The 21,030-nt window shown below is 39.3% G+C and carries 20 protein-coding genes, 2 tRNA genes and 1 riboswitch; of the genes, 18 read left to right on the top strand and 4 right to left on the bottom strand.

All coding sequences use genetic code 11. From position 1 onward, the window contains the following. Window positions 1-22 precede the first annotated feature (22 nt). The 5 genes from FAZ19_RS12700 to FAZ19_RS12680 all read left to right on the top strand — a co-directional run bounded on the left by FAZ19_RS12700 (window position 23) and on the right by FAZ19_RS12680 (window position 6,561). Window positions 23-2,143: a S9 family peptidase gene (locus FAZ19_RS12700; RefSeq protein ID WP_136821082.1), complete on the top strand. Its 2,121-nt coding sequence runs from the start codon at window positions 23-25 to the stop codon at window positions 2,141-2,143. A 173-nt stretch (window positions 2,144-2,316) separates the two neighbouring features. After that, window positions 2,317-3,102 (top strand): beta-carotene 15,15'-monooxygenase, encoded by a 786-nt coding sequence (locus FAZ19_RS12695; protein WP_136821081.1) that lies wholly within the window; start codon window positions 2,317-2,319, stop codon window positions 3,100-3,102. A gap of 15 nt (window positions 3,103-3,117) precedes the next feature. Beyond that, window positions 3,118-4,278 (top strand): 1-deoxy-D-xylulose-5-phosphate reductoisomerase, encoded by a 1,161-nt coding sequence (locus FAZ19_RS12690; RefSeq protein WP_211245508.1) that lies wholly within the window; start codon window positions 3,118-3,120, stop codon window positions 4,276-4,278. Window positions 4,279-4,286: 8 nt separating this feature from the next. Further along, entirely contained in the window at window positions 4,287-5,606 is a 1,320-nt protein-coding gene (rseP, locus tag FAZ19_RS12685) for an RIP metalloprotease RseP (RefSeq protein ID WP_136821079.1), read from the top strand. A 232-nt stretch (window positions 5,607-5,838) separates the two neighbouring features. Beyond that, entirely contained in the window at window positions 5,839-6,561 is a 723-nt protein-coding gene (locus FAZ19_RS12680; protein ID WP_136821078.1) for an SRPBCC family protein, read from the top strand. A 115-nt stretch (window positions 6,562-6,676) separates the two neighbouring features. Here the strand turns inward: FAZ19_RS12680 and FAZ19_RS12675 are convergent, their stop codons facing one another. Further along, on the bottom strand, window positions 6,677-7,198 hold the full coding sequence (locus FAZ19_RS12675) for a protease (protein WP_136821077.1): 522 nt from the start codon (window positions 7,196-7,198) through the stop codon (window positions 6,677-6,679). Window positions 7,199-7,311: 113 nt separating this feature from the next. Continuing rightward, window positions 7,312-7,401: riboswitch (TPP riboswitch) on the top strand. A gap of 106 nt (window positions 7,402-7,507) precedes the next feature. Here FAZ19_RS12675 and thiS point away from each other — a divergent pair. The 8 genes from thiS to FAZ19_RS12635 all read left to right on the top strand — a co-directional run bounded on the left by thiS (window position 7,508) and on the right by FAZ19_RS12635 (window position 15,356). After that, the gene (gene thiS / locus FAZ19_RS12670; protein WP_136821076.1) at window positions 7,508-7,711 is read left to right on the top strand and encodes a sulfur carrier protein ThiS; all 204 of its coding nucleotides are present in this window, start codon (window positions 7,508-7,510) and stop codon (window positions 7,709-7,711) included. Window positions 7,712-7,714: 3 nt separating this feature from the next. Then, a complete protein-coding gene (gene thiC, locus FAZ19_RS12665; RefSeq protein WP_136821075.1) occupies window positions 7,715-9,547 on the top strand; it encodes a phosphomethylpyrimidine synthase ThiC in 1,833 nt (610 codons plus the stop codon). Between the two features lie 9 nt (window positions 9,548-9,556). Next, window positions 9,557-10,168, top strand: a complete 612-nt coding sequence (locus tag FAZ19_RS12660) for a beta/alpha barrel domain-containing protein (RefSeq protein ID WP_136821074.1) — start codon at window positions 9,557-9,559, stop codon at window positions 10,166-10,168. After that, window positions 10,153-10,809 (top strand): thiamine phosphate synthase, encoded by a 657-nt coding sequence (locus FAZ19_RS12655; RefSeq protein ID WP_136821073.1) that lies wholly within the window; start codon window positions 10,153-10,155, stop codon window positions 10,807-10,809. Before FAZ19_RS12660 ends, FAZ19_RS12655 begins: the two co-directional genes overlap by 16 nt. Continuing rightward, window positions 10,790-11,563, top strand: coding sequence for a thiazole synthase (locus tag FAZ19_RS12650; RefSeq protein ID WP_136821219.1), 774 nt, complete (start codon window positions 10,790-10,792; stop codon window positions 11,561-11,563). The genes FAZ19_RS12655 and FAZ19_RS12650 overlap by 20 nt, the downstream gene beginning before the upstream one ends. Continuing rightward, on the top strand, window positions 11,564-12,694 hold the full coding sequence (gene thiH / locus FAZ19_RS12645) for a 2-iminoacetate synthase ThiH (RefSeq protein WP_136821072.1): 1,131 nt from the start codon (window positions 11,564-11,566) through the stop codon (window positions 12,692-12,694). Further along, window positions 12,684-13,694 (top strand): HesA/MoeB/ThiF family protein, encoded by a 1,011-nt coding sequence (locus tag FAZ19_RS12640; protein ID WP_136821071.1) that lies wholly within the window; start codon window positions 12,684-12,686, stop codon window positions 13,692-13,694. Before thiH ends, FAZ19_RS12640 begins: the two co-directional genes overlap by 11 nt. Window positions 13,695-13,850: 156 nt before the next feature. Further along, window positions 13,851-15,356, top strand: coding sequence for an acyl-CoA dehydrogenase (locus FAZ19_RS12635; protein WP_136821070.1), 1,506 nt, complete (start codon window positions 13,851-13,853; stop codon window positions 15,354-15,356). Between the two features lie 25 nt (window positions 15,357-15,381). On the opposite strand, the gene FAZ19_RS12630 is transcribed toward FAZ19_RS12635, so the two are convergent. Next, window positions 15,382-15,879, bottom strand: a complete 498-nt coding sequence (locus FAZ19_RS12630) for a hypothetical protein (RefSeq protein ID WP_136821069.1) — start codon at window positions 15,877-15,879, stop codon at window positions 15,382-15,384. Window positions 15,880-16,097: 218 nt separating this feature from the next. Here FAZ19_RS12630 and FAZ19_RS12625 point away from each other — a divergent pair, with 218 nt between their 5' ends. After that, the gene (locus FAZ19_RS12625; RefSeq protein WP_136821068.1) at window positions 16,098-16,298 is read left to right on the top strand and encodes a hypothetical protein; all 201 of its coding nucleotides are present in this window, start codon (window positions 16,098-16,100) and stop codon (window positions 16,296-16,298) included. Window positions 16,299-16,413: 115 nt separating this feature from the next. Here the strand turns inward: FAZ19_RS12625 and FAZ19_RS12620 are convergent. After that, window positions 16,414-16,487: transfer RNA gene (locus FAZ19_RS12620), tRNA-Ile, on the bottom strand. Between the two features lie 87 nt (window positions 16,488-16,574). Here FAZ19_RS12620 and FAZ19_RS12615 point away from each other — a divergent pair. From FAZ19_RS12615 to FAZ19_RS12605, 3 genes are all read left to right on the top strand, one after another. Next, window positions 16,575-17,207, top strand: coding sequence for an HAD family hydrolase (locus FAZ19_RS12615; protein WP_136821067.1), 633 nt, complete (start codon window positions 16,575-16,577; stop codon window positions 17,205-17,207). A gap of 89 nt (window positions 17,208-17,296) precedes the next feature. Next, window positions 17,297-17,488, top strand: a complete 192-nt coding sequence (rpsU, locus tag FAZ19_RS12610) for a 30S ribosomal protein S21 (RefSeq protein ID WP_136821218.1) — start codon at window positions 17,297-17,299, stop codon at window positions 17,486-17,488. 272 nt (window positions 17,489-17,760) lie between these two features. After that, window positions 17,761-17,845 (top strand) — tRNA-Ser (locus FAZ19_RS12605). Between the two features lie 195 nt (window positions 17,846-18,040). Here the strand turns inward: FAZ19_RS12605 and FAZ19_RS12600 are convergent. Then, window positions 18,041-19,255 carry an MFS transporter gene (locus FAZ19_RS12600; RefSeq protein WP_136821066.1) on the bottom strand — a complete coding sequence of 405 codons (1,215 nt, stop codon included), beginning with the start codon at window positions 19,253-19,255 and terminating at the stop codon, window positions 18,041-18,043. A 280-nt stretch (window positions 19,256-19,535) separates the two neighbouring features. Here FAZ19_RS12600 and FAZ19_RS12595 point away from each other — a divergent pair, with 280 nt between their 5' ends. Continuing rightward, a complete protein-coding gene (locus tag FAZ19_RS12595) occupies window positions 19,536-20,642 on the top strand; it encodes a DUF2891 domain-containing protein (protein ID WP_136821065.1) in 1,107 nt (368 codons plus the stop codon). Window positions 20,643-21,030: the final 388 nt, after the last annotated feature.

Here is a 21,030-nt window from a genome sequence, read left to right as displayed (position 1 = left end):
CAATATACATTATGGTCATTTTATGAAGAAATTAATATGCAATATTTTTGTTGCAGCCTTGTCTATCACGGTCTATTCGGTTGAAGCTCAAACTAAGCACTTAAATTTCAGTGAGTCTTGGGGTGATGGCTATACTGTTACACAGTCAGTTAACCAATACACAGGTTGGGCGGATGCTGAGCATTACTTGGAGAGAGATAATAGTAAAATGTATAAGGTAAACGTAAGAACGGGCGAAAAAAGCATTTATCAACCGGCTCCTTCTTCAGATGTACGTGTGTTTGTCAAAGAAAATGATATTTACATCCAGTTTGGGCAACAAAAGGAGCAAAGAGTAACGCAATCGCCTGATGTAGAAGAACAGAATCCAACATTATCTCCAGATGGAAAATTTATTGCCTTTACACGTAAAAGCAATTTGTTTAGCGTAGATGTGTCGGGAACAAAAGAAATACAGTATACTACTGATGGGACAGATGTAATTTATAACGGATGGTCTTCGTGGGTCTATTATGAAGAAATTCTAGGACGGTCGACAAATTATAAAGCTTTTTGGTGGGCACCAGACAGTAAACAGATTGCCTTCATGCGCTTTGATGATACGAAGGTACCGATGTTTCCAATTTATGTTTCGAAAGGACAAAATGGTTATTTGGAAGAAACACGCTATCCTAAGGCGGGACAGGATAACCCACAGGTAAAGATTGGGTTTGTGAAAGTGGAGGGCTCTCCGGTAGTATGGGCAGATTTTAACGAGAAAGATGACCAGTACTTTGGTCAGCCTTATTGGAGTTTCAATAGCCAAACGATTATGGTGCAATGGATGAACAGAGATCAAACCAATTTGAAATTCTATGCTGTAAATCCATTACGTGGAACAAAAAACGAAATTTATAATGAGGAGCAATCTTCCTGGATCAACTTGGATCATGATGAACGAATTACCTATCTGTCTGATAACAAACATTATATTCTTAAATCCGATAAAACAGGATGGGCGCACTACTACCTTTATTCATTAGCTGGTAAATTATTGAATCCGATTACCAGTGGAGAGTGGCAAGTTTCTTCCTTACAATATATTGACGAGAGGAATAAAGTTGTTTATTTTACTGCTCGGAAAGAAAATTCCGCAACAGTAGATTTGTACCGAGTGGATTACTCAGGCAAAAACTTTAAAAGATTGACTTTTGGTGACTTCACCCATGATGTTAAGGTTTCTCCTGACGGAAAATATTTCATTTCCAAATATTCGAATGTGAAGACTCCAGATAAGGTTGCTTTAGTAAACAATCAAGGGGAAATTTTAAAAGAGTTGGCTGATTCTAAATCAGCAGATTTCGATGAATATAAAATTGGAAAAACAGCATATTTTACGATCAAGTCTGATGACGGTAAATTTGATCTGCCTGTAATTATTACCTATCCGACAGATTTCGATGAAACAAAGCAGTATCCCGTTGTAATGAGTATTTACGGTGGCCCGGATGCAGGATCGGTGCGTAATACATGGAAAGGTACCTCAAATCAATATTGGGCTAACGAAGGAATAATTCAAATCACTTGCGATCATAGGGCATCTGGCCACTATGGTAAACAAGGCGTGGCCTTAATGCATCGAAATCTGGGGAATTGGGAGCTAGTGGACTACATTACCGTAGCAAAATGGTTGAAGGCGAAACCTTGGGTTGCAAAAGACAAACTTTTGATTACCGGACATAGTTACGGTGGATATATGACCTGCTTGGCCCTGACAAAAGGAGCAGATTACTTTGACTATGGCATTGCGGGAGCTCCCGTTACAGGTTGGGAATTGTACGATACGCATTATACCGAAAGATGGATGGACACGCCCCAAGATAATGCTGAAGGTTATAAAAATGGTTCTATTTTAACGTATGTAGATAACTACAAAGGCGGACTGCGGATTATGCATGGTGATATGGATGATAACGTGCATATGCAGAACACCATTCAATTGGTGGATGCGCTTACAGATCGTGCGGTGCCTTTTGAGTTAATGATATATCCTGGTAGTAGACACGGCTTTGCACGTTCAAAAGCTAGGTATGATTTCAATGAAAGGGTACGATTTTACTACCAATATCTTTTGGAGAGACCAGTACCAGCGGCATTCAAATAAAATACAAAAGCTTTCGTTATTGGAAGCTTTTGTATTTCTAGATCTACACTGTGCTTGTGATGTATATGACGGCAATATTGAAGTAAACAAATGTGTGAGAATTTCTGAACTTTTTGTTTTAGGATTGTTGTATTCCAAAAATTATGTCATATTTGCACTATTATTGAAAAGAGATGATTCAATTCCTAAAAGAAAGTACTTTTGCCGTTAACGAAGTCTTTTTTAAATCGCTAAAGTTACTTAAAAGTCATTATTTCTCTGTTGCGGGACTTTGTTTGCTGCTGTTTATCACATCAAATGCATCGACAACACTGGCCGAATATTTACGGCATTATAATGTCTTTGTGAGCGCTTTATTTGCTTTGGTGTTTACCGTTATTTATTTTGGAGTTAATCTAACGTTGTTCAAGTATGTTATGCTTATCTTCGATGGTAAAAAAGAACTTAAACTTTCCTCTGCCATACCAACGACGAAAGATTTAAGCTTTTTCTTTGGAGCTATGCTGATTATCGTCATTATATCATTAACGCTATTAGTACTTATGGCGGTAATATGTTGGCCCTTTATCTATGTGGGTGGAGATATTGGTGTAGTATCGAGTATTGCTGTTTTTATCTCTTTCGTTCTTACTGCGATTTTTATTATCCGCGTCGCATTTTATCCTTTTTTTATCATAGATAGACACTGTAATTCTTTTCAGTCTATCCGTTTAAGTTTTGCCATGACTAGAGGAAATGTTACTAAACTAATATTGATTATACTCACCTTTGGACTGTTGCACGTTGCGCAGGCATTTGCTAATTTTTCGGGCAATCTCTATCTTGGTGTTTTCATTAGTATCGTAAACTCATTTCTTATTGTCCCCTTATCGAGTATAGTAGTAACGGTCGCTTATCGAGACATGATGTCAACGTATCAAGGGGGCGATAATCCAGAATATCTCAAAAATATTATTTAATTTAAAGGCGTTTTGATTAAAAAGATAGCCATATTAGGTTCGACGGGTAGTATAGGTACACAAGCATTGGATGTTATTCGTGCATTCCCATCTCACTTCCAAGTTTCTGTATTGACGGCAAGTAATAATGCTGATCAGTTAATTCTACAGGCGTTAGAATTTAAACCAAAAATTGTTGTAATCGTTAATGAATCGCATTATCTCTATGTAAAGACATCCCTGCAGTGTTTGTCTACAGAGGTTTTGTGTGGGCGAGAGGCCTTGCAAGCTGCGGTCGAATTAGAAGAAATAGATGTTGTACTTAATGCAGTGGTGGGTTCGGCTGGATTATATCCAACAGTGAATGCGATCCGGCATGGTAAAGATATCGCATTGGCCAATAAAGAAACATTAGTAGTGGCCGGAGAGTTAGTGGTCGATCTGGTGAAAAAGCACGGAGTAAAACTTCTACCTGTAGATTCAGAGCACTCGGCTATTTTTCAATGTCTTACGGGTGAAGAATTGAACCCCATAGAAAAGATATATCTTACGGCTTCAGGAGGGCCTTTTCGCGGGAGGGATTGTTCTTTTTTAAAAAATGTAACACGTGAACAGGCTTTAAAACATCCAAACTGGTCAATGGGTGCTAAAATTACAATTGATTCGGCTTCATTGATGAATAAGGGGCTCGAAGTAATAGAAGCGAAATGGCTGTTTGACTTGGATGCCGATAAAATAGATGTCGTTGTGCATCCACAATCTATTGTACATTCGATCGTACAGTTTCAGGATGGTTCCATGAAAGCCCAGATGGGGCTTCCTGATATGAAACTTCCTATTCAATACGCATTAACTTATCCCGCTCGTCTTTTAAATTCGTTTCCCCGTTTTGATTTCATGAACTACGGATCATTGACATTTGAAAAACCTGATTTAGATACATTTAGAAATTTAAAAATGGCTTACCAAGCTCTGCGAGAGGGCGGTAACAGAGCGTGTGTGTTGAATGCTGCAAATGAAATCGTGGTGGATGCATTTTTGAATCTTGAAATTTCATTTTTGGGGATGAGTGATATAATTGAAGAGACATTATGTCAGGTGAAAAATAATACAAAGCTGCATTTAGACGATTATATAGCCTATGATTCCGAAAGTCGGATTGTGGCACGAGATTTAATAAATAAGAGTAAAAAGTAAATATTTAGATGGGAACATTCGTAATGGTTGGACAGGTAATTTTAGCCCTGTCAATTTTAATAATATTACATGAGCTTGGACACTTTTTGGCTGCACGCATGTTTGGTATTAAGGTAGAAAAATTCTATCTGTTTTTCGATGCTTGGGGCGTCAAATTGTTTAAATTCAATTATAAGGGATGTGAATATGGGATAGGTTGGTTACCGTTGGGTGGTTATGTAAAGATAGCTGGGATGGTCGACGAATCTATGGATACGGCACAACTTCAGGAAGAGCCACAGCCGTGGGAGTTCCGTTCGAAGCCGGCTTGGCAACGCCTTATCGTTATGTTGGGTGGTATCATCGTCAATGTGATTGTGGGAATTGTGGTGTTTTGGATGTTAGCCTTCAAATATGGGCAAACTGATATAGATAATTCTAAGTTGACCAATGGTATCGTACCCGGTATAATCGGTAAGGAAATTGGACTGCAGGCCGGAGACAAAATAAGAGAAATTAATAGTAAACCTGTCGTTAATTATAAGGATTTATTTAGTTCTGAAGTGTTGATGGGGGATGCCATATTGACTATTGAACGTAAAGGTGTGCAGCAGGAGATTCAGGTTCCATCGGATATTTTAAATCAGGTAGCTGACCACAAAACGAATGAATTCGTTGAACCTCGTCTCAAGATGATGGGAATCGATCAAATTCAAGGCGCTTCGGAAGCTGAGAAAATGGGACTGCAAAAGGATGATAGTATTGTAACTGTCAACGGAAGATCTATCGTCTATTTTGATCAGTTTAAAGATGTTATATTGGATCAGGCAGAAAAATCTATAACAATGGAAGTGGTTCGGGATGGTCAAGTCGTGACGTTGAATGGTAAAGTGTCTGCGGATGGTACACTGGGATTTGGTATCAAACCTGATCCTTCTTTAGTACTCATCACTTCCGAATACGGTTTTATGGAAGCACTACCTATAGGTACAAAGAAAGCTTTTTCGGTCATCACAGATAATATCAAAGGTTTTGGGAAGATATTTAAAGGTGAAGTTCGTGCCGATAAAGCGCTTTCGGGACCTGTTGGTATCGCTAAAATGTTTGGTACCGATGTAGATTGGTATCGTTTTTGGAATTTGGTGGGTATGCTTTCCATGGCGCTTGCGTTTATGAATTTGTTGCCGATTCCGGCTTTAGATGGAGGACATGTTATCTTTTTATTAGTAGAAATGATTCAAGGTAAGCCGTTAAGCGATAAATTCTTAGAGCGTGCGCAAATGGTCGGTTTTTTTATTTTAGTAGCATTGATGATATTTACGTTGGGAAATGACATTATTAAATGGTAAAATAAGCATTTTATAAATTTAACAAAGAGCCTTTTCCGTTTCGAAAAGGCTCTTTGTTATTGGTAAATGTTGGGTATCCGTACTTCCATAAGCAGTGGCCCAATTTTTCTTCTTACTGCTAAGGTGTAAAATGCGTATTATTTGGACGTAAAATAGTATTTATACAGCTTATTTTGGCGTCGTATATGCATGATAATGGGAAGAGAAAGTATCACATCTTAATCTGGAACAAATGGAAAGTATAATCACCAATCAAGATAATGTCAGGAAGTATAATTTAGAATCTTCCCAAGCGGAAAAAGACCTCGGTTTTTCAGAACGCGTTATATCCGTTGCTTTAGGCACCATGATACTTGCGAGATCATTTAAAAGAGACAAATTTAAGAAGCCATTAAAAATGCTGACAGGATCATATTTACTTTATAGAGGATTTACCGGCAAATGCAAACTATCCCAAAAACTGGATTGTAAATCTTCGTATAATACATCGGATGCGATTAACGTACAATCAGAAATTATTGTTAATAAACCACGTGAGGAGGTATATGCATATTGGCGTTATTTAGCTAATCTTCCCAACTTTATGAAATACATTAGACGCGTGGAAGAAAAAACAGATACGGTATCGCATTGGGAATTAAAGTTACCATGGGGGGCAGATGTGCTCGGTTGGGACACTGTATTGGTTAAAGACGAAGCCAACCAACTCATTGGATGGCATTCACAACCCAATTCGATCGTTGAAAACAGTGGTAAAGTAGAGTTTTCTGATGTTGTGGGTGGAATGGGGACACGTATTAATCTGGTAATAACTTATCATGCACCTGTAGGTCAACTTGGTAAAAATGTTGCGAGCTTATTTAGTCCGACGTTCGAGAAGCTTTTAAATAGCGACCTTCGCAATTTCAAGGAATTAATAGAGACAGGTCATTTAAGCTCCATTGAATCTTATTAGAAAAGAGCTTTTTTTAAATTATTCTAATCCGTACTTAGGAATGCGCAAAGCGTATATGATAATTGCTTCACATGCGCGAGTAGCGGTGTGAAGCAATTGGTTATGGATAATCAAACTAATTGATCGTAAATGATATGCTATCTTGAACCACAAGTCCACTAATTTTTTCCGAATTGTATTTTAGGGTATAAGTGCCTGGCTTTTTGAGATCATAACCTTTTGTAAGGTCAATGGTTACTAAAAGACTGTCAAGCGGATTGACTGAAAGGTAGCTATCTTCTGGAGGGGGCATCATGCGCTTCGCCATAGCTCCTAAATATGAAACCTCTTCACCTGTATTCAATGTAATGTCTAAATACTTGCTCATGAAAGGTTTTTCAAAGGGTGTATGCCACTTGCAGAATTTCTTTACGCTATCTGTAGGATTGTATACCCGGAACTCCATTTCAACAGGACTATTTACAGTGAACGTAGGTGCAGTAATCATTTGAACAATCAACGAGGTGTCATTTGAAGATGTCTGCTTAATTGTAGCCGTAGAATCTACGCTAGTTTTTTCATTGTTGCGTGCTGACATGTTGCACGATGAAAGAAGTGACAATAAGAATGTCGATGCTAGGAATAGTGTTTTTTTCATCGTTAAGCTATAGCAATTTCGTTGCCATTAATTTGATAGATAGGGGTTTTTCTGCAAAGATTGGGAAAGTTTAAATAAAATTTTGAATTTCAAAATAAAAGCCTGAAATTGCCAAAAATCTTTAGGGGTGCCTTAGTGCTGAGATAATACCCTTAGAACTTGATCCGGTTAGTACCGGCGAAGGGAAAAGATAGGTGTATCAAATTCTAATTTTTGATATAATTGTACTGACTAAGGGTTGTTTTCGAGACCCATACATACCTTCTCCATTCAAGTTCATTTCTGAAGATTACAATTTAAATTTAGGAAATGAAAGTAAGTGTAAACAACCAAATTCACGAAGTAGACAGCACATTCTATCTCACAGAACTACTGCAGTCACTATTAGGCGATGCTATCCAAGGGATAGGTGTTGCAGTTAATGACAACCTCATTCCGAGGTCTCAACATGCCAGCTATAAGCTGCAGAAAAATGATCGTATTTTATTAATTAAAGCAGCTCAGGGAGGATAGAAGATGGCTAAGAAAAAAGAAAAACTACCCCAATCAAGCGCGTTGACAACGGGATCTATCTCTGGATCGCGTAAAATTTATGTCGAAGGAAGTACACCAGCTATTCGGGTCGGTATGCGTGAGATCGTTCTTTCCGAAACTAAACTGAGTAATGGCAAAGTTTCCCTTAACACCCCTGTCACCGTATACGATACAAGCGGTGTTTATACCGATGATCATGCTACTATAAATATTTACGAAGGCATCGCACGAATTCGTACAGATTGGATAGCGAATCGGGAAGATGTAGAACAGTTATCACAGATCAGTTCGACTTATGGACGGGAACGATTAGTAAACACGCAACTCAACGCTATTCGGTTTCCAATACAACACTCCCCCCTTAGGGCAAAAAGTGGAAAGAATGTAACGCAATTACATTATGCTAAGCGAGGGATTGTAACTCCAGAAATGGAATATGTCGCTATCCGCGAAAATCAGCGTATTGAGCTGGTGAACGATAAAGACTTGTTGGCCCAACATGCAGGAGAAAGCTTTGGAGCAAATATGCCAAAGGGCTTGATAACGCCGGAATTTGTACGGGATGAAATCGCTTCGGGACGGGCAATTTTACCGAATAATATAAATCATCCAGAAAGCGAACCTATGGTCATAGGACGAAATTTTTTGGTTAAAGTGAATGCAAACATCGGAAATAGTGCAGTTACATCAAGTATCGAGGAGGAAGTTGAAAAGGCTGTATGGGCTTGTCGCTGGGGAGCTGATACTATAATGGATCTTTCTACTGGACAGAATATTCATGAGACGCGGGAATGGATTCTTCGCAATTCTCCAGTTCCAATTGGTACCGTTCCGATCTATCAGGCACTGGAAAAAGTAAACGGCAAGGCAGAAGATCTAACATGGGAAATTTTTAAGGATACACTTATCGAGCAGGCCGAACAAGGAGTATCCTATTTCACGATTCACGCGGGTGTCTTGTTGCGTTATATTCCATTAACTGTGAGACGCGTAACCGGAATCGTTTCTAGAGGAGGCAGTATCATGGCTAAATGGTGTTTGGCACACCATAAGGAGAATTTTTTGTACACTCATTTTGAGGAGATCTGTGAAATTATGAAAGCCTACGATGTGGCATTTTCGTTGGGAGATGGGTTACGCCCAGGGAGCATCGCCGATGCGAATGATGCTGCACAGTTTGCAGAATTGGAAACGTTGGGTGAATTGACCAAAATTGCCTGGAAACACGATATACAGGTGATGGTAGAAGGGCCAGGACATGTTCCGATGCATCTTATCAAGGAAAATATGGAGAAGCAGTTGAAGGATTGTCAAGAAGCCCCTTTCTATACATTGGGACCGCTGACTACGGATATAGCACCTGGTTATGACCATATCACTTCCGCAATAGGTGCAGCAATGATCGGTTGGTTTGGAACAGCTATGTTGTGCTATGTGACTCCAAAAGAACATTTGGGATTACCGAATAAAGATGATGTTAAAGACGGTGTGATTACCTATAAATTAGCGGCACATGCGGCAGATCTTGCAAAAGGACATCCGGGAGCACAGTATAGAGATAATGCTTTAAGCAAAGCACGATTTGAATTTAGATGGGAAGACCAGTTTAATTTGGCACTAGATCCTGATACGGCCCGTGCTTATCATGATGAAACGCTACCTGCCGAGGGGGCTAAGATAGCGCACTTTTGCTCTATGTGCGGACCTCAGTTCTGCTCCATGAAAATTACGCAGGAAATTCGTGATGCGGCGGATGAAGGTATGTTCGAAAAGGCTTCAGCGTTTAAAGAACAGGGAAGCGAAATTTATGGATAAAAGGCGTGTATGGGATCTATAATTGCCATTCTTCCGGATCATCTGCTCAACAACGAACATGAAGTACTCTTGACCCTCTTCGAATCTGGTTTAGATGATCTTTATTTCCGTCGGGAGACGACTCGGGAAGAAATCCTATACGTGTATGAACATATCCCTCCGCATTTTCATAATCGCTTAATCCTACCACTTGTCGCAGCGCAGTGGCGCCATGAAACGGGATTCAAAAGATACCACGTTAAAGAAAAGCAGCGTAGCGAAGAAGGATTGTATTTTGAAAAAGAGGAAATAGATGATTATAGGTTCTCAACGGCTATACATTGTTATTCGGCCATGAAAACCTTAAATGACAGATACGAAATGATACTGGTAAGTCCGCTATTTAATAGCATGAGCAAATCAGGTTATACAGCGATGGCTGCATCCGAACGTATGAAATTTGAAAACAGCTCAGATAGCATCCGAAAAATTGGCTTAGGAGGAATTAATCTGGAACGCATAATACAATTTCCAGAAATTGTTCAATCCTTTGATGGAATAGCATTGATGTCGGGATTGTGGCAAGTAGAGAACATACATGCCACATTCTTAAGAATTAGGAAACTATGGAAAGGAATATAGAACGATTACAGTTTATATCACAAGGAGATACAGCTGAACAACAGATAACATCTATTCATCATGCGCTCGATGTAGGTGTTAAATGGATACAATTACGTTTTAAGAACCAAGAAGAAAAAGCCGTTTGGATTTTGGCCGAACAGGTAAAACGTTTATGCATTCAGTACGGCGCTAAATGTATCATAAATGATTGGGTATCGGTGGCCGAGTATGTAAATGCAGACGGCGTACACTTGGGATTGCAGGATATTGATATATCTACTGCTCGGTTACAGTTAGGGAAGGTGGCAATTATCGGCGGAACGGCAAATACAATTGCAGATCTACAGCAACGCATTTCTAAGGGTTGTGATTATATCGGTTTAGGACCCTATGCCTATACCTCAACAAAAGAGCGTCTCAGTCCAATTTTAGGTTCGGCTGGCTATCATACTATCTCGAGCCAATTGGGATATGCGAACATTCCTATTATTGCGGTCGGCGGTATTAAGACGGCGGACCTGTTATCACTTCAATCTACGGGTGTGCATGGCGTGGCACTCTCTACAGAACTTCTAAATGCGAACTTTGCACAGGTAGTGCAAATGAAGCAGATTCTTTCACAATTTAAAGCACATAATGATGTTGCACATAGCAGATAAAATATTTCAATCCAGACTTTTCCTTGGAACAGGGAAATTTGGCAGTCTTCAATCGATGCAGCAATCGATAGAAGCATCGGGGAGTGAATTGGTGACGGTAGCACTCAAACGGGTAGACTTAGCCGATCATTCAGATAATTTGCTGCAGCATATTCCAAAACCGCAAGCCGCATTATTGCCTAATACATCCGGAGCGCGTGACGCTAAGGAGGCGATTTTTGCAGCACAAATAGGACGAGAGGTCTTGGAGACTAATTGGGTAAAATTAGAAATTCATCCCGATCCGAAGTATCTGATGCCTGATCCAATTGAGACTTTAAAAGCGGCAGAAGAGCTGGTTAAGCATGGATTCGTAGTGCTTCCTTATATACATGCTGACCCGGTATTATCCAAAAGACTTGAGGAAGTAGGCGTTGCGGCCGTGATGCCTTTAGGAGCACCTATTGGAAGTAATAAGGGGCTGTTGACAAAAGAGTTTTTAGCTATTATTATTGAGCAAAGTCGAGTGCCCGTTATTGTAGACGCGGGATTGGGCGCCCCTTCTCACGCGGCCTTCGCCATGGAGTTGGGGGCTGACGCAGTATTAGTCAATACAGCTATAGCAGTTGCGGCGGATCCTGTGGGCATGGCTCAAGCTTTCAAATTAGCTGTTGAGGCGGGTAGAAAGGCATACGAGGCTGAGCTTGCAGTGGTTTCTGCAGTTGCACAACCGTCCAGCCCCCTAACGGCATTTCTTAGAAATGAGGAGGTGTAAATGTTCCATCAACTATTTCAAAATCACAATTGGGACACGGTAAAATCAAGTATTTACCATAAAACTGCTCATGATGTTGAAAGCGCATTGATCAAAAATGATCGATCTTTGGAAGATTTCAAAGCGCTTGTTTCTCCAGCGGCAGCCCATTACCTAGAGGATATGGCAACATTAAGTCAAGCGATCACACAGAAGCGTTTTGGAAAGACGATTCAATTATACATCCCACTTTACCTGAGTAATGAATGTCAGAATATCTGTACGTATTGTGCATTTAGTATGGATAATGGAATTCCTCGTCGTACACTTAGCCCCGGAGAAATCCATATGGAAGCGGAAGTGATTAAAAGCATGGGGTATGAGCATGTCTTATTGGTAACGGGAGAGGCCAGCAAAATTGTAGGTGTAGAATTTCTGGAACAGGCGATTCGCCAATTGAAACCTCATTTTGCAAATATCTCTATGGAGGTGCAGCCTCTCGAGCAGGAAGACTATCAACGGTTAATTAAGGAGGGGCTATATGCAGTATTAGTATATCAGGAAACGTATCATCAGGAGGTGTATAGAGATTACCACCCCAAGGGTAAAAAATCCAACTTTCAATACCGCTTGGATACGCCAGATCGTCTTGGCCGGGCAGGAATTCACAAGATCGGTCTAGGTACATTGATCGGGCTAGAAGATTGGCGTACAGATGCTTTTTTTACGGGTTTACATTTGCAGTATCTTGAACAGCGCTACTGGAAAACAAAGTATTCATTATCTTTTCCACGCTTGCGGCCTATTTCAATGAAAGATGCTGTTGAGGGAACAATAGAAACACAGCAATTCTACATGAAGGATAGGGAACTTCTTCAATTAATATGTGCGTATCGATTGTTCAATGAACAGGTCGAACTTTCACTTTCTACTCGGGAGGAGCCCTATTTTAGAGATCATATCATTTCGTTAGGTATTACAAGTTTAAGTGCGGGTTCTAAAACAAATCCCGGAGGCTATATAGTGGCCCCACAAGCACTGGAACAATTTGAAATTTCGGATGAACGTAGCGTATTTGAGATGGTTAATGTGATTGAAAAGCAAGGTTACGAAGCCGTTTGGAAAGATTGGGAAAGGTGTTATGCTACGTAGAGATAACAATCGTTTTGTCCGCCAGATAGCACTCCCTGAGTTCGGTTTGGTAGGGCAGGAAAAGCTGAAGACGGCTCATGTGGTTGTAATTGGTGCGGGGGGGCTTGGAAATGCGGTGATTCCTTTTTTGGCTGCTGGAGGTATAGGGAAGATAACAGTCGTAGATGATGATTATGTGTCGATTTCTAACTTAGCGCGCCAGACTTGTTTTGGGTATGAGGATCTGGGGTTATTTAAATCAGAGGTACTAGCAAACAAGTTGAATACGCAATATCAACAACAGATCGTATTTCCCCAGAAAATAAGACTCAATTCCAGTAACTTTGGTGAAATCGTTAAAGATGCCAACCTCCTGATCGATGGAAGCGATAATTTTGAGACCCGTTATCTATTGGACGATATCAGCAGGGATATTCAGATTCCTTTAATCAGTGGTGCATTAGGGGCTTATGAGGGGCAGATATGCGTTTTCATCCCTTCACGAGATGCTAGATATCGGGACATCTTTCCCGAGCCAAGTGACCAACAGCCTTGTGCTATCACCGGTGTATGGTCACCATTGGTCGGTATCGTAGGTAGTTTGATGGTTAACGAGGTGTTTAAGCTGATTGTGGGTATTGGGGATAGCCTCGCTGGTAAAATGATGCTTATCGACAGTCTTACGAACCAAGTGCAGGTCATTAACCTGCAGATGGACGTGATGCTGCCGAAATCTCAGGTATTTAACGGGAAAATTAGTTTTCGTACGCTAACGAAATGGAAAGAACGAGAGGAATTCGTACTGGTAGATGTGCAAGAGCAATACGAACATGAGGAAAATAAGTTGGGTGATCTCCATATTTCGGTTTATGATCTCCCATATTATTGGAAAAATTATTTTGGCAATGAATCTCGAAAAATTGTTTTCATATGTCCCAATGGTATTCGCAGTAGGATAGCTTATGAATGGGCGAAAGATAAAATTTCGCAGTGCTTTTATGTCGATTTATCTGAAAAGTAATGTTTCTTTGAAGGCGGCTGTTAGCTTTTTTTCTTCAGACCATTTGATATGCTTCATTTCGACGTAATATTTCGTCTTTTATAACTTTCACCAAATTATTGACTAGATTTTTTATAAATTTAAAAACGTGTTATTTAAAAACGAAAAATTATAGTTATGAGCGAAAGATATGAGGATTTTATCAGTCGATTTAAGCAACGTTTAGTGGAGTTATTTCATCATGAATCTAATATAAACGAGTTGAGTATTGAGAGAGGTTTGCCGACTGAGGTGTGGAAGGATATTATGGAATTAAAGCCGCTATCTGTCGCAATTCCTGAAGCATTCAATGGGAGGGGAGCTATCGTGAAGGAATGCCTGGGGCTTTTATCTGCTGCTTCTTATGAATCGCTGTCGCTTTCCCTGACATTCGGGATAAATATTGCACTTTTTTTAGAACCATTGGCAAAATACGGTTCACCCGACATACAAGCCGGTATATTTAAGCGATTTATTGAAAAGGGATCCATGGGAGGTTTAATGATAACAGAGCCTGATTTTGGTAGCGATGCATTGAATATGCGTACGAATTTTACCACGATGGATAACGGTGACTATGAACTTAAAGGGCAGAAACATTGGCAAGGACTTACAGGAATGGCAGATTTCTGGTTAATTGCTGCACGAAAGCAATTAACAGGCGGAGAACTTGCTCGTGATATTGAATTCTTTGTCACAGACAATAGCAAAATAGAACAACAGGTCAAGGTCGAACATTACTTTAACAACCTTGGGCTATATATGATTCCCTATGGATTAAATACAATAGATCTAACTGTACCTGCTAACCAAAAGCTGCAACCGCCAAGTACAGGTATTAAAATGATGCTTGATATTTTACACCGTAGTCGTTTACAATTTCCGGGGATGGGTATGGGCTTTATCCAACGGATGTTGGACGAGGCGTTATCGCATTGCATTATCCGAAAGGTTGGAGTACAAAAGCTAATAGAACTAGACTCTGTACAATTTCAGTTATCACGTATACAATCATCTTATACATTGTGTTCAGGAATGTGTGCACATAGTGCGTCCATGAGTGGAATAGTGCACGATCTGTCCTCAAAAGGGCTAGAAGCAAACAGTATGAAAGCACTTGTAACGGATCTTATGCAAGAATCCGCACAGATATGTGTCCAATTATCCGGTTCTAGTGGTTATAAAATTGATCATATTGCCGGCCGAGGTATCGTAGATAGCAGACCTTTCCAGATTTTTGAGGGCTCCAATGAAATGCTTTATACGCAAATATCCGAAATCATTATTAAGCAGATGAAGAGGCAGAAGGAAGAAAACTTCTATAAATTTTTGTCTCAAACTGAAAACATGCATCGTGTAGCTCCTCGATTAAAAATGCATCTCAATTTTTCATTGCAGAACACGCTGGTACAAAGACAGATGGTCGTACTGGGTAAGGTGATCGCTCGCCTAGTATGCTTACAATATGTAGATGTTATGGTGGAAAAAGGATTTCGTCGAGACTTATTTGAAAACAGCTTTAAACATATGGAAATGGATATCAAGAAGTTGTTGTCAGATCTTTCGGACTATAATGACGCGGTTCCTATTGTTGAGTATCATCCCGACTCCAATTGGATGGAATTTATTGATCATGTGAATTAATTGATGGTTAAAACTATCTCATAGACTATTTAAATTTTTGTCGTTGTTGGCTCGATAGAAGATTCGTTTGAGATAAAAAGTCTTTAATATTGTCTTTTATGATTTTGGATGAGATCTGATCATATTGGGCGAGCACGACTTGCAAGTCATCGTCAATATTGATCTTATACCGGACAATCTTGGGCGCATGATATTGAATAGTTAAACGTAGGAATCGAATTTCAATATTTGCGTTGTCTTTAGCAATAGCGCGTTCTAGCTCGTCCTTTCCTTTCTTAAAAGAATTCAGTCTAGCCAATGGAGATTCGGCATGTTTTGCCCATACGGCGTGGTATGCGCCCGAATACGCTAATTCAATGTTTGTAAGATTTTCTATTGTTTGTAGAGTGGCAAGTTGTTTTTTACAGACCTCTTTATCAGTTGAGGCGAGAGGGTAGGCCTTCCGTAAAGCGTCGAGATTTGGTTGTGCTAGACTCTGTTGAAAGCCAAGCAAAAAAAAGTAGCAAAGTATATATTTTATCATGATGAGCTTATATACACCTAACAACGAATATAGGGGGATAAAGTTTTTGACTACGGGATCACTTTACTACATAAATGCTTGAATTAATTTGTCTAGCGATTTTGAATCATAATGTGAAGTTTTTAGATCCGAATAGGATAAATTTAATAATTATTTAATCAGGATTGAATGTTAGTCTGTTTATAACTTATTAAATTTGATTACTTTATATTTATATTATGGAGACACAGCATACTATTCAAGGACAAGAACTGAATTATGGGTATCCGAGTATTGAATTACTCGCCAGCGATGTGGAGGCACTGCGCAAATATTCATTTGAGCTACTGAATAAATTTCGTACGGTATGGAATGAAGCGGAATATCAGGAGTGGTGTGTGATTCAGCGCATCTTACATGCGAAGTATACACAGTGCTAACTTTCCATGATGAATTTTATGTACTATACGTGCAAGGAATTAAAGCAAAAAAATCATAAGATATAATAAGAAAGAACCCCTAAACTACAAGATATAGTTTAGGGGCTCTTATTTGTGCGCCCACCTGGGCTCGAACCAGGGACCAAAAGATTATGAGTCTTCTACTCTAACCGACTGAGCTATAGGCGCAGGTATTGTATTGCATCAAATTTGAAACGTTGTTCCCTTTTGACGATGCAATTATCGATATTTGTAACGAGAAAACAAAATTTTTAGATGCAAAAAATAAAAAATATTATACTCGATTATGGTAATGTAATCTTTATGATTGATTTTGATCGGGTGCGTAAAGCCTTTATTTCATTGGGAATCAAAAATGTAGATGATTTTTTTGGTCATCGGGGCCAAGATTCACTTTTTGATACTTTTGATAAGGGAGAAATCAGTGTTCAGCAGTTTAGAACAGGCATAAGAAATAAAGTCGGTAAACCCGGGTTGACCGATCAACAAATTGATGATGCATGGAATTCACTACTCATTGGTGTACCTAAAGGAACGCATGAGATATTATTAGCGTTACGAGCCAAATATCGTACGTTTCTCTTAAGTAACAATAACGAATTGCATTATGATTGGTGTATGAATCATATCAGGACAACATATGGTGTAGCGGATAACAGCCCTTTTTTCGAGAAGACGTATTATTCCCATTTGATGGGTAAACGCAAACCTAATCCAGACATTTTTGCAGAGGTACTTGAAGAGAATGGTTTGATACCTGGAGAGACCCTTTTTATCGACGATAGTCCGCAGCATCTGGAAACTGCACAAGTTTGTGGATTGCAAACTGCATTGTGTACAAAAAAGGAATCTTTGGCATATTTAATTGATTATCATAAGTTGTTATAATTTTTTGTTTTCATTTTTTAATTTTAAATTTTAATTCTACCTTTGTGGCTCACAAATTAAAGGGCTACGAAAGGAGGTATATAAGCAGCATGATCATCGTAAATGTAAAGGAAGGAGAATCTTTAGACAGAGCGTTAAAACGTTTCAAAAAGAAATTTGAGAAAACGGGGGTTTTACGCGAACTACGTTCACGTCAAGCATACGAGAAGAAATCTGTAACTCGTCGTACGCAAGTTAAAAAGGCTATTTACAAACAAGGATTGAACTTGGATAAAGATTAATTCTGTAAATAATACAGATATAGGGAGCTGATCATTTCGATCGGCTTTTTTTATGGAATTTTGTACAGAATTAAGAGTTTAGTATAAAACGTAAAAAATAATATATATTAATACAGGCATATACTTGAATGTCTGAAATTGATAATAAATAATAGCGGTAATATACAGGGAGTTGTTGTCGATAGTATCAATTAAGCAGAGTACTAGGGAACGACAATAGAAAAAAGATGTTTTAGATGACAGCCGAAATGTATATATTTGCAGACGCAATCGGAGAGGTGTCAGAGTGGTCGATCGAGCACGCTTGGAAAGCGTGTGTACTTAACGGTACCGCGGGTTCGAATCCCGCCCTCTCCGCAAAAAAGCCTTCCATCAATTGGAGGGCTTTTTTTTGAAAGTGTTTATTTCTCAAAGGCCATCAAGAACTTTCATGCCTGTTGGTGATTCAATGGATCATGAAAGTTTTGTTAAATTCTCTCTCGACTGAAAACCTAGCGACGAGATAGAATAAATACGTAAAATAGATTGGCAGCATTAGGGTTTCGGACGTGCCTACTCCGCTAAGATATCGGAAAGTGGTTCTATTTCTTTTCGATTGGCGGCTTCTTTTCGCTTGTGGTTTGGGATCGCATATTTTATAAGGAAGATATATGCCAGAATAGCACCTATAGAAGCCATTAGGATGCCGATAGCAGAAGGGTAGTTATAGCCGTAGCCGTAGGCGATAGGTATGGCGCCAAAATATGCGCCTAGTGAATTTCCTACATTGAAGGCCGCCTGCCCTCCCGCAGCAGCAAAAGTTTCTGAACCTTGTGCATTATTAATGAGCATCAATTGTAGGGGCGAACCAATTGTGAATGCAATCATACCGGTAATGAATGCCATAGGATATGCTAACCCTTTAATATGTGCTGTAAAGAATACAACTACGAGACATATAGCCATTGCGGAGAAGCAAATAACAGCGGCTTTGGTTGGAAGCATGCTGTCAGCTAGTTTTCCTCCAATAATGTTTCCAACAAACATACCGCATCCAACCAGTATCATTACCGAAGAAACTTCATCGGGATGCAATCCTGAAACTGAGGTTACTAATTTTGAAATATAACTAATCCAAGCGAATAATCCCCCCGTTCCTATAGCTATGACAGCCACTATCAACCAAGCGTCCCAGCGTTTAAAATACCCTATTTGATGTACTACGTTATTTTGTTTATCGGGAGGAAGCTTAGGCATCCAAAAATAAATTGCTAAGAACGTAATCAATCCTAAAGTGCTGATAATTGCATACGTAATACGCCACGAATAATGATGGCCAATATATGTTCCCAAGGGTACTCCAGCAAGATTTGCAATAGTCATCCCTGTAAACATCATCGAAATCGCCTGTGCTTCTTTTCCAGGTTTTGCTAATTTAGCCGCCACAACAGATCCTATTCCAAAAAATGCTCCATGGGGGAGTCCAGCTACAAATCTGGAGATAAAAAGACTCCATTCGTTTGGTGCAATGGTGAAAATAGCATTGAATACAAAAAACAATAACATCAAAAATAGAAGGACTGCCTTGGGTGAGTATTTTGAAGTGGCTGCCACTAGGGTGGGCGCACCTACTACTACACCCAATGCATATAGGCCTATTAAATTACTAGCGGAAGGAATGTCTATATTTACATCTTTGGCGATATCGGGCAATATGCCCATCATCGTGAATTCCGTCATACCTATAGCTAATCCACCGAAAGCTAGAGCAACAAGTCCCTTATTCATTTTCGTTTGTTTTTATTCGTTTGTTTTTGAATGGTATGAATGAACTCCCTTTGGTCGGTTATTCATTTGTGTTTAGTCGATTTGTTTTTATGAGATGCAAAAGTAGAAAAACATTTGTTATCTCGATGTTATTAATGGAAAAAATCAGAAATCTTCTTATCTTTCCTACTAATATTAAATTTACCGAAGAACGCCAAGAGTTACTCGTCAAAAATAAGTAACGAATAGCTGATCAATGGGCAATCTGAGATACTTTACCACCGTTTAAAATTATTATTTAATGAAATTGATTTTAATTACCTCATTCATGACCTTCGCGATGTTTTTCCTGACGAATTGTAGTGATAATGCGTCTAAAATTACGGAAGAATCAACACAACTGTCGATGAGTTTGTCTGAAAAACAGGCCAAACATATTTTTTCTTTACCTGTGCATTGCCTCGACATAGAATACCCAAATAAATTAGGACAGGTACTCGGATCGGATAAAGACCTGAAAACTCCAAAGCAACTGCGTCCGATTTTTTACGGATGTTTTGACTGGCATTCTTCGGTTCACGGTTATTGGTCTATTATTAATTTGATGAAAAAGTACCCTAACATCGATGAAGACAACGAAGTAAGACAGCTTTTAAATACACATATTACCGTGCAAAATGCTGCCATTGAACTAGCATTTTTTGAAGATATAAACAATGGTAATTTTGAACGAACATACGGTTGGGCTTGGCTCTTTAAGGTACAAGAAGCCCTCGCCACTTGGGATGACCAAGATGCCAGGAGGTGGAAGACAACTCTTCAACCGTTAGTAGATCACCTCGTAGCAGCATATAAGATATATCTACCCAAACTGATTTATCCGATTCGAGCAGGTCAACATGATAATTCTGCTTTCGGGTTATCCCTTTCCCTGGATTATGCACGTACTGTGGGAGACAAGGAGTTCGAAGATAGCATCATATTACATGCAAGACGTTTATTTTTAACCGACGAGAACTGCAATTTAACGTACGAACCCAGTGGTTACGATTTTTTATCTCCTTGTTTCGAAGAAGCTTACCTAATGGCCAAAATTATGGATAAACAGGAATACGCCACTTGGCTAAAGAAGTTTTTGCCTTCTTTGTTCGACGAATCGTTCTCTGTGACACCCGCGGTCGTGAAGGATCGCACAGATGGGAAACTTGTTCATCTAGATGGTTTGAATTACAGCAGAGCCGCATGCCTATATGGTATAACCAAGGCATTACCAGAATTGAACCATTTGAATAGTGTCGCAAATACGCATATAGCGTTTTCGTTACCTAATCTTTCGGCCCAAGATGATTATATGGGCAGTCATTGGTTAGGCACGTTTGCGCTTTATGCGCTGGAGCATGTACATTAATCCACCTGCGTTAATACATTTTCCTCTAATCGTATAGGAGTTGACTTTTAAATTTCTCTACGAGATGTTGATAGAATTGAACTGGTGTTGGCATACAATTTAAAAATTAAATCATACATCTATCCAGAAACTCAAGGGGCTTTATAAATAGTCGCGATGAAACGTTCATTTTGGCTGACGACCCGTATTATTTTACCACCGCGGTGTACGCACTCGGTTGGTAACGCAATTCTGAATACGCTACAAATTTAGTAGACTTTTTAAGTTAAGAAATTTTATCTCATATATTTTTACCGAAATGACTGCCATTTTTTTACTTTCTGGCAATGAAACTGTCATCCTGTCTTAAATTTTGTTTTGGAATATTCCTTGATATACGGTTATTGAT

The sequence above is a fragment of the Sphingobacterium alkalisoli genome (assembly GCF_005049105.1).
GTDB lineage: Bacteria > Bacteroidota > Bacteroidia > Sphingobacteriales > Sphingobacteriaceae > Sphingobacterium > Sphingobacterium alkalisoli.
This window is presented reverse-complemented; position numbering and strand designations above follow the sequence as displayed.